General features: G+C 51.9%; 15 protein-coding genes. 9 read left to right on the top strand and 6 right to left on the bottom strand.

Annotated elements, in window-relative coordinates:
* Positions 1–95: 95 nt before the first annotated feature.
* The 3 genes from VFA_RS03275 to VFA_RS03265 all read left to right on the top strand — a co-directional run bounded on the left by VFA_RS03275 (position 96) and on the right by VFA_RS03265 (position 3,471).
* Positions 96–332 (top strand): sulfurtransferase TusA family protein, encoded by a 237-nt coding sequence (locus VFA_RS03275; protein ID WP_004724730.1) that lies wholly within the window; start codon positions 96–98, stop codon positions 330–332.
* On the top strand, positions 325–1,398 hold the full coding sequence (locus VFA_RS03270) for an AI-2E family transporter (protein WP_004724728.1): 1,074 nt from the start codon (positions 325–327) through the stop codon (positions 1,396–1,398). Before VFA_RS03275 ends, VFA_RS03270 begins: the two co-directional genes overlap by 8 nt.
* Before the next feature lie 201 nt (positions 1,399–1,599).
* Entirely contained in the window at positions 1,600–3,471 is a 1,872-nt protein-coding gene (locus tag VFA_RS03265; RefSeq protein WP_038150811.1) for a methyl-accepting chemotaxis protein, read from the top strand.
* A 122-nt stretch (positions 3,472–3,593) separates the two neighbouring features.
* Here VFA_RS03265 and bcp read toward each other — a convergent pair whose 3' ends face one another.
* Positions 3,594–4,061, bottom strand: a complete 468-nt coding sequence (gene bcp, locus VFA_RS03260; protein ID WP_004724724.1) for a thioredoxin-dependent thiol peroxidase — start codon at positions 4,059–4,061, stop codon at positions 3,594–3,596.
* 17 nt (positions 4,062–4,078) lie between these two features.
* Positions 4,079–4,621: a glycine cleavage system transcriptional repressor gene (locus VFA_RS03255; RefSeq protein ID WP_004724723.1), complete on the bottom strand. Its 543-nt coding sequence runs from the start codon at positions 4,619–4,621 to the stop codon at positions 4,079–4,081.
* Positions 4,622–4,901: 280 nt separating this feature from the next.
* Here VFA_RS03255 and dapA point away from each other — a divergent pair, with 280 nt between their 5' ends.
* Together dapA and bamC are read left to right on the top strand one after the other, a co-directional pair.
* On the top strand, positions 4,902–5,780 hold the full coding sequence (gene dapA / locus VFA_RS03250) for a 4-hydroxy-tetrahydrodipicolinate synthase (protein ID WP_004724721.1): 879 nt from the start codon (positions 4,902–4,904) through the stop codon (positions 5,778–5,780).
* Between the two features lie 57 nt (positions 5,781–5,837).
* On the top strand, positions 5,838–6,872 hold the full coding sequence (bamC, locus tag VFA_RS03245) for an outer membrane protein assembly factor BamC (RefSeq protein ID WP_004724720.1): 1,035 nt from the start codon (positions 5,838–5,840) through the stop codon (positions 6,870–6,872).
* 31 nt (positions 6,873–6,903) lie between these two features.
* Here bamC and VFA_RS03240 read toward each other — a convergent pair whose 3' ends face one another.
* Genes VFA_RS03240 through VFA_RS03225 form a run of 4 tightly spaced genes read right to left on the bottom strand, consistent with a single transcriptional unit; the run spans position 6,904 to position 9,306 of the window.
* Entirely contained in the window at positions 6,904–7,104 is a 201-nt protein-coding gene (locus tag VFA_RS03240; RefSeq protein ID WP_172475428.1) for a DUF2897 family protein, read from the bottom strand.
* Entirely contained in the window at positions 7,104–7,790 is a 687-nt protein-coding gene (locus VFA_RS03235; protein WP_038150873.1) for a M15 family metallopeptidase, read from the bottom strand. The genes VFA_RS03240 and VFA_RS03235 overlap by 1 nt, the downstream gene beginning before the upstream one ends.
* Positions 7,790–8,926, bottom strand: coding sequence for a succinyl-diaminopimelate desuccinylase (gene dapE / locus VFA_RS03230; protein WP_004724713.1), 1,137 nt, complete (start codon positions 8,924–8,926; stop codon positions 7,790–7,792). The genes VFA_RS03235 and dapE overlap by 1 nt, the downstream gene beginning before the upstream one ends.
* Before the next feature lie 32 nt (positions 8,927–8,958).
* The gene (locus VFA_RS03225) at positions 8,959–9,306 is read right to left on the bottom strand and encodes an ArsC family reductase (protein WP_004724710.1); all 348 of its coding nucleotides are present in this window, start codon (positions 9,304–9,306) and stop codon (positions 8,959–8,961) included.
* A 203-nt stretch (positions 9,307–9,509) separates the two neighbouring features.
* Between VFA_RS03225 and VFA_RS03220 the strand changes: the two genes are divergently transcribed.
* The 4 genes from VFA_RS03220 (at position 9,510) to galK (ending at position 13,500) form a co-directional block, all read left to right on the top strand.
* Positions 9,510–9,797 carry a winged helix-turn-helix domain-containing protein gene (locus VFA_RS03220; RefSeq protein ID WP_004724708.1) on the top strand — a complete coding sequence of 96 codons (288 nt, stop codon included), beginning with the start codon at positions 9,510–9,512 and terminating at the stop codon, positions 9,795–9,797.
* Between the two features lie 341 nt (positions 9,798–10,138).
* A complete protein-coding gene (gene galE / locus VFA_RS03215; RefSeq protein WP_004724706.1) occupies positions 10,139–11,155 on the top strand; it encodes a UDP-glucose 4-epimerase GalE in 1,017 nt (338 codons plus the stop codon).
* Between the two features lie 13 nt (positions 11,156–11,168).
* Positions 11,169–12,233 carry a UDP-glucose--hexose-1-phosphate uridylyltransferase gene (locus tag VFA_RS03210; RefSeq protein WP_004724703.1) on the top strand — a complete coding sequence of 355 codons (1,065 nt, stop codon included), beginning with the start codon at positions 11,169–11,171 and terminating at the stop codon, positions 12,231–12,233.
* 103 nt (positions 12,234–12,336) lie between these two features.
* Entirely contained in the window at positions 12,337–13,500 is a 1,164-nt protein-coding gene (galK, locus tag VFA_RS03205) for a galactokinase (protein WP_014204613.1), read from the top strand.
* Positions 13,501–13,798 lie beyond the last annotated feature (298 nt).

The raw sequence follows: 13,798 nt of genomic DNA, 5'->3' as shown, positions 1-13,798 counted from the left end.
AATGAATTGTAACGATTTTTAGCCGAAGCCAAATACTGGCACCCAGCGGAAAAGGCGATACAATGTTCCACCTATATTAAGGATTGAGCCGCAGAATGGAACCGAATATTCTCGATTTGCGTCAGCAGCGTTGCCCGATGGCGTTATTACTTGCGAAACGTCACACCGAGCGGTTGCAGAATGGCGAATCCATGACCATTTTGATTGTCGATCCCAGTGCCATGCGCGATATCGAGTCTTATTTGCTGCGAAAGCAGTTTGCCTTTCAGTGTAAGACGTTCAATGATCATTTCTCTCTTCATGTCTTAAAGGAGACATCGCCCCATGTTTGAAATGGTGAGTCGTTGGTATAAACGACGTTTCTCCGATCCCCATGCAGTCAGCCTTGTCGCTATTCTGTTTTTTGGTTTCATTACCATCTACTTTTTCGGTCACCTAATTGCCCCGTTGCTGGTGGCCATTGTGTTGGCATACCTGCTGGAATGGCCAGTGGTGCAACTGTGCCGTTGGAAAATTTCTCGGACCTTCGCGGTGATTTTGGTCATTGTGGCGTTTATCGGCGTGATGCTGTTTGCGGTGTTTGGGTTGGTGCCGACCATTTGGCAGCAAATCGTCAACTTGATTAACGACATTCCCAACATGTACACCGGATTGCAAAAATTCATCGCAACCTTGCCCGATCGCTACCCGGAATTGGCAAGCCTCGAAATCGTGGAACCCATCATGAACAATGCCAAGAACAAGGCGCTGAGTATGGGGGAATCGGTGGTGAAAGGGTCGTTGGCCTCACTGGTGAGCATTGCGACCTTAGCGGTGTATCTGATTCTGGTGCCGCTGCTGGTGTTCTTCTTGCTTAAAGATAAGCAGGAGATGCTGCGCATTGTACGCGGTGTATTGCCACGCAATCGCAAACTGGCGACCGAAGTGTGGCATGAAATGAATCAGCAAATCTCGAATTACATTCGCGGCAAAGTGTTGGAGATTTTAATTGTCGGGGGCGTGAGTTACGTCACTTTCGCTGTGCTGGAGTTACGTTACTCGGTGCTGCTGGCTGTTGCGGTCGGCTTCTCTGTCTTGATTCCATACATTGGGGCGGCCGTGGTGACGGTGCCTGTGGCCATTGTGGCGCTGTTCCAATGGGGCGTGACGCCCGAGTTTTACTACTTGCTGATTGCGTACGGCATCATTCAGGCACTAGATGGTAACGTGTTGGTGCCGGTGCTGTTCTCGGAAGCGGTGAACCTTCACCCCGTGGCGATCATCGTGGCGGTGCTGGTGTTTGGTGGCCTGTGGGGATTTTGGGGCGTGTTCTTTGCCATTCCGTTGGCCACTTTGGTCAAAGCCGTGTGGAAAGCACTACCGAGCATTGACGAAGAGCCGCCACAAACCAGCGCGTGAGCGCACAAAAATTGAATCGAATTGCCCTGTCACGTTGTGATGGGGCTTTTTTTTGTGCATTTATGAAGCGAGTTCAAAATTATTGATTAAAATGTAGTTTAGGGGCTAAGACCTCTCAAGTTCCAATCTGGCTAGTCGATACAACAAGGAATAAGTATAAAAAAATCAAATGTGCTGAGAGTTTGCGAGTCGAGGGAAATTATGAGATTTAGCCAAAAGATTGTGGCTGCATCATCTGCGCTACTACTAATTGTGATTTTACTATTATCTATTCAACAACTGAGCACCGTGCGCTCGGAAGTGGAATCTCTGGTCAACAGTAGTCTGAAAGAGATGGTGGCCGGGGTGAAAAATACCATCACATCCGAAATGACCAGTAAGAAAGCACTGGCTCAGTCGATGACTGAGGTGCTGGAGCTGGATCCGGAAAACCGCACCTACGTGAAAAACGTGCTTGAGAAACCCAAGCTCAAAAGCAGTTTCCTTGCGGTGGGGTTAGGGTATGACTCAAATGGCACCGTGGTCGAAAATGATGACGGTTGGGAGCCGGGCGCCGATTACGACCCGCGTAAACGACCTTGGTTTGTGGATGCGAAACGCGTCGGCAAGCTGACTGTGACCGACCCGTACGTGGACGTTTCAACCAAGAAAACCATCATTTCGATTGGTACGCCCGTGTATGAAAATGGCCAATTCAAAGCGGCGATGTTCTACGACTTGGAGCTGACCAAATTGGCGGAGTTGGTGAACTCCATCAACCTGTTTGATGCTGGTTATCTGTTTATCGTGACTGCCGATGGCACCACCATCGCGCACCCAGATACCAAAAACAACGGTCAGAAGCTCGCGACCTATCTGCCCCAAGTACAACTCAAAGAGGGCACACAGCGCATCGACATCGATGGCAGTCCGTTTATGGTCAACTTTACGCTAGTGCCGAGTGAGAACTGGTACATCGGCGCCATCATCGATGAGTCGATTGCGTTTGCTGCGGTGTCTGACTTGCGCAACAGCTCGATTCTCTACACCGTGATTGGGTTGGTACTGAGTGTGATTGGCTTGAGCGTGCTGATCAAAGTGCTGATGCGCCCACTGGGCGCGCTGAATGAAGCGATTCAAGATGTGGCGTCTGGTCAGGGCGATTTGACCAAGCGACTCAACACCAATACCGACAAAGAGTTTGCTGAATTGGCAAAAGGGTTTAACAGTTTCACGGAAACCTTGCAGCATCAGATCAAACAGTCGAAAGCCATCGGTGAAGAGATCATGCGTGGCGCTGAGCAAACCATGGGCACCGTGCACGGCTCTGCCGAAGCGATGCGCGCGCAGTTGCAAGAGCTGGAACAACTGGCAACGGCGATGCACGAAATGTCGGTGACGGCGACAGAAGTAGCGAACAATGCCCAAGGCGCGGCGTCGGCGGCTAAAGAGGCAGATGATGCCACCGTCGAAGGGTCACGCGTGGTGAGTGACACCACGGCGTCGATTGACCGTTTGTCGGCACACATCGAAATGGCCGTCGAAGAAGTGCGTGGCTTGGAATTGGCCACCGCCAACATCGAAACCATTTTGAAAGTGATCAACGACATCGCCGACCAAACCAACTTGCTGGCACTGAATGCGGCGATTGAAGCGGCACGTGCGGGCGAATCGGGTCGTGGCTTTGCTGTGGTAGCCGATGAAGTGCGCACGCTGGCCCAGCGCACGCAACAATCGACCACCGAAATTCGTAACATGATTGAGCAACTGCAAGCGGGCGCAAGCTCGGTGTCGGTCGCGATGAACGAAAGTAAATCGACTGCCGAAGATGCGGTTGAGAAATCGCAACTGGCGGATGCCGCGCTGCAACGGATCCGCAATGCAATTCAACAAATCAGTGATATGAATATGCAGATTGCCTCGGCGGCGGAAGAGCAAAGCTTGGTGGCAGAAGAGATCAACAACAACACGGTGAAGATCAAAGATCTGTCGACTCAGGTGTCAGAATCTGCGGAAGAAGCCAACATTGCGATGCAAGTTCAAACAGAAAACGTGCGTGAGCAAGATGCGATTCTCAACAAATTCGTGGTCTAATTCGGTGAGCTTGTAACAAAAAAGGCCAGTCATTGCGACTGGCCTTTTTGACTATTTATGCAAATTAATCATGGAATGCAAATGAATCAGGCCAGCCATCTCGCCGATTCTCGCGGCCATGATCACTTGCTGTTGAGGTAATCCAGCACCACTTCGTGGTGATCTTTGGTTTTGAATTTATCGAAGACGTGTTCAATCACCCCGTTTTCGTTAATCAGGAAACTGATGCGGTGCAGGCCATCGTACACTTTACCCATGAACTTTTTCTCGCCCCACACACCAAACTGTTCAGCGACCGCGTGGTCTTCGTCTGACAGCAGGGTAAAGTTCAGGTTGTCCCGTTCAATGAATTTGCCCAAACGTTTGACCGGGTCGATGCTCACGCCCAAGACCACCACGTTGTGCGCATCCAATTCACCTTTCACGTCGCGCATGCCTTGGGCTTGCACAGTGCAGCCCGGCGTCATCGCTTTGGGGTAAAAGTAAAACAGGATTTTTTTGCCGGCGAAATCAGACAGAGACACGGTCTTGCCGTCTTGATCGAGAAGAGAAAATGCCGGAGCTGGCGAACCTGCCTTGAGTGTATTCATGGTCCTTCCTTTCTGTTTTATTGACTGTTTTTAATGAAGTTAAGCGACCCATGTACGTCGTGCTCCTGACACATCGCATCAAACTCTTCTTGCAGCTGCATCAGATTGTAATCGCCATCGACGTGTGCGGTGATCGCGATTTGGAACTGGTTGGTTTCCCGCTCCAGTTTTTGCTTGTCGATGGTTTGCGCGCTGAGGGAGGCCATGCCGATGTTGCGAGCGGCAAAGAACTGGGTGAACTTTTCGGTCAGGCCCGGTTTGTCATCCGATTCGACATACACTTCCACGGTATAGGCGTTGGCTTGTTGAGCGTGTGGGGACGTGCGCTTCATCATGGTGATCAGATCTTGCTCTTGCCCCAAGAGTGGCAGCAGCGTTTCCACGCGGGTGATGCTGTTGGCATTGCCAGAGACCAGCATGATCAGCGTGAATTCATTTCCAAATAGCGCAATACGGCTGTCGATGATATTACAGCCTGCTTGCGTCACCAGTTTGACAACCTGATTGCAAATCCCTGGCCGGTCAGTACCCACGGCGGTGATCACCAAATGTTGAGTCATAGAGTCGCTTCGCTTAGTGTTTTTCGGCATGTTAACACAGTTGAAGTATAGAGAAAGCGCGAGAAAACGTCTTTTTATGCCTGTGTTTTCACAAAATCACGTATTGTTGACAAGGGGATTTGACAGGGGTGTATAACCCAGTGAGAAAAGGCAGAGTAGGCCTAACGTCTAACATCTGATAAATATTCACTCATAAGGGCTGTTTAAGCGAATTTCCCCCCTTGTGTTTTTCAAGCCCCATGCAGTACCATGCAAAAGTTATCAATCTAGGGAGATAGACATGTTTTCAGGAAGTATCGTCGCGTTAATTACACCTTTCAACCATGACGGTGAGGTTGACTATCTTAGCCTGAAGAAGCTGGTAGACTACCACATCGAAGCCGGTACTGACGCCATTGTTTCGGTAGGAACAACCGGTGAGTCATCCACACTCACTATCGAAGAGCATGTCAAAGTCGTTGAAAAGACGCTTGAATTTTCGGACGGCCGTATTCCTGTGATCGCCGGTACCGGCGCCAATGCGACTCATGAATCCGTGACGTTCAGCCGTCTGCTGAACAACACAGGTATCGCTGGTTACCTCAGCGTGACGCCTTACTACAACAAGCCGACACAAGAAGGTTTGTTCCAGCACTACAAAGCGATTTCGCAAGAAACCGACATCCCTGTGATCCTTTACAACGTACCCGGCCGCACGGCGGTTGACCTGCATCCAGAAACGGTTGCACGTTTGGCGGAACTTAAAAGCATTGTGGCACTCAAAGATGCAACCGGTGATTTGAGCCGTGTAGCGCTGCACCGTGAACTGTGTGGCAACGACTTTGTGCTGCTGAGTGGCGATGATGCCACCGGTCTGGAATTTGTGAAGTTGGGTGGTCAAGGGGTGATTTCAGTCACGAACAACGTGGCCGCTGCCGATATGGCCAACATGATGCACTTAGCACTGGCTGGCAAATTTGAGGAAGCGGAAATCATCAACCAACGCCTGATGCCACTGCACAAAGGCTTGTTTATTGAGTCGAGCCCTATTCCTGTGAAATGGGCGGCGCATAAGCTGGGTCTGATTGCAGAAGGTGATCTACGTCTACCTTTAACGGAACTCTCTGAACAAGCGCGCCCACTTGTTGCCCAAGCAATGACAGAAGCCTGTATTTTATAAGGCGCTATCCATTACAATGCCGAGGTTTTCATGCCTCGGCAAATTTTAGGAGTTTCAATGAAGTTATCGCGCCAGCTAGTGGTTGGATCACTGGCTGTTTTGGTTTTGAGTGCCTGTTCAAGCTCTCCGACGCAACGCCGCCAAGCCAAAAATGATTTTAACTACCTGGATACAAAAGATTTTAAACCGTGGGTTTTGCCGCAAGACGCCACCCCGCAGTTTTATCCTGATTACGATATTCCCCAAGGTGATTTTAACGGTGGCATCGGCCCAGTGGTTGACATTCGTCCGCCGCAGCAAGTGCTGGAGCTGATCCCGGGCGCGCGCGCTGAACGTCAAAATGGCGAAGTCACTTTGTGGATGATCCGTAAAGACGAAGCAGACAAAGTGTGGCAAATCGCCAACACCATGATGCAAGAGCGCAACATCAAAGCCGTGCAATCTAATGCCAACCACGTCGAAACCGACTGGGTGACTTGGGTGTCGGAAGATGAAGATATGGAAATTGGCAGCCGCTACGAATTGAGTCGCGTGGAAGCCAACAACCGTTACGGATTTAAGATCTCGTTGATTGATTGGCGTGAAGGCGGCAAACAAAAGCCGGTGACCGCGACCAACAAAGAGCGTTACAACGCGTTTATGACCAACTTGGTGACGGCTCGCTACGATCAAGATGTGCGAGCAGAAGCGGCGCGTAAAGCGCAAGAGCTGGTGAAACAGATTCCAATTACGATGGGCTCTGACCGCAGCGGCTTCCCGGTGATCATCGCGCGGACGCCATACGACATTCTGTGGCAACGTCTGCCAGACCTGCTGCCGAAGATGGGCTTCAAGATTGAAGAACGTAACCAGTCGCAAGGCACCATGAAAGCCAAGTACGCTTCACCGGATGACGAATTCTGGAATGAGATTGGCGTGAAACCGATGAACCTGAATTCAGGAACCTACACCTTCCTGTTTGGTGATTTGGGGAACCGGACATCAATCAACGTCACCAACTCAGCGGGTAAACCAGTTGAGGAAGAGCTACTGAAAGAGATGGTGCCTGTATTGGCCGCTATCGTGGATGAGCGCACACCGACTCAGCAATAAGCGAGTCGGCTTGCACAGAAAAAAGGGACGCTTAGCGTCCCTTTTTGTTTGTCTCTTCTTCCGCAGCTGACGAACGGTGCTTTTGATCCAGCTCGTTAAGCTTATCGAGATCGCTCTTTTTCCCTTTCATTCCCAGTTTCATGGTGGCGGTGTGTTTCAATGCGGCAATGTTGCCGACAAACACACACACGATGATGAGGGTGATCACCCATGGGTTAAACAGAAAATCGATCATACGCGGTCTCCTCGGCTGATCTGAGTCATGTAATGTGTGTAGATCTGGCGCAATTCTCGCTTCACCGTCGGCTTTCCTAACAACGGCGCGGATGCCAATTGCTGGGCCAATATTGGCAACGTCAGTTCAGTCAGGCATTGCTCGCTGGTGGCACGATGGCTGATGTGCCACGGTTCAAAGGCCACGCCAGAACCGGTTGACTGATACGGGAAGAAGAACCCAAAGCGGGCGAGGTTGGCTTTCAACCATTCATAGAATGGGCGTTGATGCGCCTCAAGATACTCCCATGGTTCCAATTGCAACCCTTGGTCGGGCGGCAACACGCTGCGATCAAAGACGTCAAAGTCGGTACCCCAATGATGGCGGCTGCCACCGGGCAGTGCAGACCAGCGCAAAATCGCGTGCACTTTGTCGGCTTCGGACCAATGCGTGGTGTCGAGCGGCTGACTGTTGGCATCCAAAATCGCGGTTTCGCCCGCCATCTTTCGATTCCAAATCGCCAGTTGGCGTTCGAACGGACGAAAGCCGCTGGCAATGTTGAACACAAAACCGGCCGCATCCGCGGCCTGTTTTAGGGCCAGCAAATCGGCGGTGACCTGTGGGTGGACCAGAAAGGCTTTCTGGCCCACCATCACTTCAACAAGATGCGACTCGGTTTGTCCGGTCAGCTGCTCGGGTGTCATCATTGGACGAGTAAATTCTCCAGCGTTTTTTGGTACATGTCGGTCAGTTTTTCTAGGTCGGCAATATTCACGCACTCGTTCACTTTGTGAATGGTGGCGTTGACCGGCCCCAGCTCAACCACTTGCGCTCCCATTTGCGCGATAAAGCGCCCGTCAGACGTGCCGCCGGTGGTCAGCAGTTGTGGCTCTTGGTGATTCACTTCACCCACGGCTTTCACCACCGCATCAAGCAGCGCGCCAGTGTCGGTGAGGAAAGGATGGCCGCTGAGCGTCCATTTCAGATCGTATTCCAGACCATGCGCATCCAGCGTGGAGTGCACGCGGCGTTTGATGTCTTCATCGGTCAGCTCGGTGCTGAAACGGAAGTTAAACTGCACATGAAACTCGCCTGGAATCACGTTAGACGCGCCCGTGCCAGCTTGCAGATTCGGGATCTGAAAACTGGTTGGCGGAAAATATTCGTTGCCTTCATCCCATGTGGTGGACGCAAGTTCAGCCAATGCAGGCAGGGCTTGATGCACTGGGTTGTTGGCGAGATGCGGGTAAGCCACGTGACCTTGCACGCCTTTCACCGTCAAATCACCGGTGATGGAGCCGCGACGACCATTTTTCACCACATCGCCGACTGCGCGAGTGCTGGACGGTTCGCCCACCACACACATGTCGATGATCTCATTGCGTGCCATCAGCGTGTCCACCACGCGTGTGGTGCCGTTGATAAATGGGCCTTCCTCATCGGAAGTAATCAAAAAGGCAATCGAGCCCGTGTGGTTCGGATACTCGGCAATAAAGCGTTCTACCGCAACCACCATACACGCCAGCGAGCCTTTCATGTCGGCCGCGCCGCGACCATGCAAATGATCATCAATCACCGTCGGTTCAAACGGGGGGGTGTGCCATTGGGTGAGCGGGCCTGCAGGCACCACATCGGTATGACCGGCAAATGCAAACAGCGGTGCTTGTGTGCCACGACGCGCCCAGAAGTTGGTGGTGTCTTCAAACACCATCATTTCGATTTCAAATCCAAGCGCTTGGAGACGCTCAATCATCAAGTCTTGGCAACCGGCATCGACCGGTGTCACTGATTGGCGGCTGATTAAATCTTTTGCGAGAGCCAGTACAGGGCTGTCTGTCATCCTTGAAATCCTTGTAGTCAGAGAAACGTCTATTAAGAGAAAAGAGCAGCGTATTGCTCGGCTTTAAAGCCCAAATGAAGCTCGCCGTTCACGCGCAGCACGGGGCGTTTGATCATCGCCGGTTGCTCAACCAGCAGCGTGATGGCGGTGTCGCCATTGAGGCTGTCTTTCTGCGCTTGAGTCAATTGGCGGAATGTGGTGCCCCGTTTATTGAGCACATTTTCCCACCCTAAGGCCTGGCAAAATTCGCTCACCAGCGTGGCATCGACGCCGTCTTTGCGGTAGTCGTGAAACTGGTAATCAACGCCTTGCGCTTCCAGCCACTTGCGGGCTTTTTTCATCGTGTCGCAGTTGGGGATGCCGTAGAGGGTGATGGTCATAAAAATCCTTTAAATGCTGCTTATTTTGGTGTTTGCCAAATCCTAACAGGAAGCCTCTCATCTGACAAAAGTGTGATGCGGATATTTTACTGAATAAAAAAAAACTTCTGCGGTTGACTAGGATTAGAGAGTTATTGATCGAACTCAACAAACTTACTGGCAAAACAGAAATAATGAGCCTTGCACAGATTAGGAGGTAATCAATGGAATTGAGTCCTGTTTTTGCAAGGCGCCTTTATTTAGCCTTGCTTGTTGAAAGTCTGGAACGCCCCAATGTTCCCAAGTTAATCGAGAAAACGGGCTGGCCTCGTCGTACTATTCAGGACGTTCTCAAAGCCCTGCCGGGCATCGGTATTGAACTGATGTTTGTTCAGGATGGCCGCCGCCATAACGATGGCTACTACCAGTTATCAGACTGGGGGCCGTTTGACAGTCAATGGGTACTTGACCGCAAAGGTGATATCGCGGCAAGTCTAGGATTTAGTGCATAACCAAGCCAGCCTGTGCTGGCTTTTTTCTCTTCTATGAACCACCTTCTCTGAAGGTGGTGATCGTGTCTCTTACGGCCATCCTTTTTTCTTCGTTTTTCCTGCCGATTCGTCAGCGAATCGGCTGCTCTTGCTGGGTGATCGTTGCGTTTGATTGTAATTGGAAACGTTTACCCTAATTCATTTTCTTTATCGTGGCTTAAATTATTTGGTCAGTCATGACGGAGTTTTACTGTGGCGATAAGTTGTGGAAACGTTTTCACTTTGAGAGTGTAGTCACAGAAGTGAGCCTTGGGCTGCTGATAGACTCATTGCAAATCAAATCAGCGGAGAGGTGATGACAGGTGGAGATTTTGATCACTGGCGGTATGGGTTACATCGGTAGCCACACATGTGTGCAGATGATTGCAGCGGGGATGACCCCGATCATGGTCGACAACTTGTGCAATGCGAAAGCCGAAGTGCTCAATCGTATTGAAGCGCTCACGGGCGTGCGTCCGGCGTTTTATCAAGGTGACATTCGTGATGAAGCATTTCTCGATAGCGTGTTTGCACAGCATCACGTCCAAGCCGTGATTCATTTCGCCGGTCTCAAAGCGGTGGGCGAGTCGGTCAGCAAACCGATTGAGTACTACGACAACAACGTCAACGGCACCTTGGTGCTGGTGCGCAGCATGCGCAAAGCGGGCGTGAAAAGTTTGGTGTTCAGTTCATCGGCGACCGTGTATGGCGACCCACAAACGGTGCCGATTACCGAAACCTCTCCAACGGGCGCGACCACCAACCCGTACGGTCGCAGCAAATATATGGTGGAGCAGTGCTTGTCGGATTTAGTGGTTGCAGCACCTGAATGGAGCATCACGCTGCTGCGCTACTTCAACCCGGTTGGCGCGCATCCGTCGGGCACCATGGGCGAAGATCCCCAAGGCATTCCTAATAACCTGATGCCGTTTATTGCCCAAGTGGCGGTTGGTCGCCGGGAAAAACTGGCGGTCTTTGGCAACGACTACCCAACGCCGGATGGCACGGGCGTCCGCGATTACGTTCATGTAATGGATTTGGCCGACGGTCACATCGCCGCACTGCAAGCGGTGGGAGAGAAAGCCGGGCTGCACATCTACAATTTGGGCACGGGCAAAGGCTCAAGCGTGCTGGATATGGTTCACGCGTTCAGCGATGCGTGTGGCAAACCGATCGCGTACGATATCTGTCCTCGTCGTCCGGGGGACATCGCCGAGTGCTGGGCCAGCACCGAAAAAGCCCAACGTGAATTGGGCTGGCAAGCCAAACGGAGCTTGGCGGACATGACCGCCGACACGTGGCGTTGGCAATCCCACAACCCACTGGGCTATGACGAGTAAACGAGGTAACCCCATGGCAACGATTGAATTTAATCCGGTGGATCATCCCCACCGCCGTTATAACCCACTGACCGACCAATGGGTGCTGGTGTCACCGCATCGTGCAAAACGCCCTTGGAGTGGTCAGGATGAAACGCCGTCGACCGCCCAACTGCCGAGCTATGAACCACACTGCTTCTTGTGTCCGGGAAACACGCGCGTATCTGGCGATGTGAACCCGAACTACACCGGCACCTATGTGTTTAACAACGATTTTGCGGCATTGATGGCCGATTCACCTGATGCGCCGCCCTCCACTAATCCGCTGTTTAAAATTCAGGGCGTGCGCGGGTTGAGCCGAGTGATCTGTTTTTCACCGGATCACAGCAAAACCTTGCCTGAGCTGCCAGTCGCCAACATTCGGGGCGTGATTGACACGTGGAATGAACAGATTGAAGCGCTGGGCCAAGAGTACGTTTGGGTGCAAGCGTTCGAAAATAAAGGCGAAACCATGGGCTGCTCTCAGCCGCACCCGCATGGTCAAATTTGGGCCAATAGCTTTCTACCCAACGAAATTGAACGCAAAAATAAACATTTAAAAGCGTATTTTGATCAGCAAGGTAGCAACCTGCTGGTGGATTATGTGCAGGCGGAACTGGCCGATGGGGCACGCACCGTGGTTGAAACCGAGCATTGGTTGGCCGTGGTGCCGTACTGGGCTGCGTGGCCCTTTGAAACCATGCTACTGCCCAAAACACACATTCGCCGCATGAGCGAGCTCAGTGACGCACAGCGTGACGACTTGGCCTTGGCGATCAAAAAACTGACCAGTCGTTACGATAACTTGTTCCAGTGCTCGTTCCCATATTCCATGGGTTGGCATTACGCGCCGTTCTTTGACGATGGGCGCGACATTGACCATTGGCAACTGCACGCGCTGTTCTATCCGCCGTTGCTACGTAGCGCAAGCGTGCGCAAGTTTATGGTGGGCTATGAGATGCTGGCCGAAACCCAGCGCGATTTAACGCCGGAGCAGGCGGCGCAACGTCTGCGTGAACTGAGCGATGTTCACTACAAAGAACGTGCAGATGACCAATAAACGCGAATCATCAATCATCGCTGATCACTAATAACAGCTATCACCAATAACAAGAAGGGTGCCGATGCATTGGCACCTTTCAAAAAATATGATGGGAAGTCCTATGTCTGATCTAATTCAACACGTGATTCATTCATTTGAACAAGTGCTGGGGTTTGCACCGAGCCATGTCATTCAAGCGCCGGGTCGCGTTAACCTGATTGGTGAGCACACCGATTACAACGACGGCTTTGTGTTGCCGTGTGCGATTAACTATCAAACCGTGGTGGCCGCGTCGAAACGCGATGACAATCGCGTGCGCATCATTGCCGTTGATTACGCTAACGCGCAGGACGAATTTTCGCTCGATGCACCGATTGAGTTTCAAGCCGATAAAATGTGGGCCAACTACATTCGCGGCGTGGTGAAGTTTTTGCTTGAGCGCGGTTACACGCTGGGCGGCGCAAACATCGCGGTGAGCGGTAACGTACCGCAAGGCGCTGGCCTGAGTTCATCAGCAGCGTTGGAAGTGGTCATCGGTCAGACATTCAAAGCGCTGTTTTCGCTTGCGATCAGCCAAGCTGAAATTGCCCTCAATGGGCAGCAGGCTGAGAACCAATTTGTGGGGTGCAACTGTGGCATCATGGATCAACTGATTTCTGCCGAAGGGCAGGCGAATCATGCGCTGTTGATCGACTGTCGTAGCCTCGAAACACAAGCCGTCTCCATGCCCGAAGACATGGCGATTGTCATCATCAACTCGAACAAAAAACGCGGGTTGGTGGACAGCGAATACAACACCCGTCGTCAGCAGTGTGAAGAAGCGGCGCAGATTTTTGGCGTGAAAGCGCTTCGTGATGTGACGATCGAGACGTTTGAACGTCGCCAAGCGGAATTGCCCGAGTTGGTGGCCAAACGGGCGCGCCACGTGATCACGGAAAATGACCGGACGTTAGCTGCGGCACAAGCGCTGCGAGCCAACGACATGACGACCTTGGGTCAGTTGATGGCGGCGTCTCACGCGTCCATGCGTGATGACTTTGAGATTACGGTCAAAGAGATTGATACCTTGGTCGATATCGTCAAACAGGTGATTGGTGATCAAGGCGGCGTGCGCATGACTGGCGGCGGTTTTGGTGGCTGTGTGGTCGCCTTGATGCCGCCTGCTTTAGTGGCGCCTGTGACCGCTGCGATTGAGCAGCAGTATCAAGCGGCGACCGGACTCAAAGAAACCATTTACGTGTGTCAGGCCAAAGATGGCGCTGGACTCGTCAACGCATTCGAGTGAGTCTCACTTGAATGGCGATCGTGAGAAGTCTGCGGGCATTGATTGATGCGCGCGGCACGATGCCATTTTCCCATGGCAATCGAAAGTGTCAGAGGTGAGCGGCTGGTCAAGGACTCCGCCAGAATGCTCAAGCCGATTTATGCTTGGGGGAGTGATATTTCGGTGCGGCTTTCGTGTTGCCTATGGGGATCTTTTCCCGTAGTGCGGGCAAGTGAACGGACGATAGTCAAAGGTAATGACAAAAGGCTTACCGCGCGGTAAGCCTTTTTTGTGTTCGCTTTGTGTTCTCGTCACGCCG

The sequence above is a fragment of the Vibrio furnissii CIP 102972 genome, assembly GCF_000176175.1.
Taxonomy (GTDB): Bacteria; Pseudomonadota; Gammaproteobacteria; order Enterobacterales; family Vibrionaceae; genus Vibrio; species Vibrio furnissii.
The sequence above is the reverse complement of the archived record's forward strand: the minus strand, read 5'-3'. Positions and strand labels throughout refer to the sequence as shown.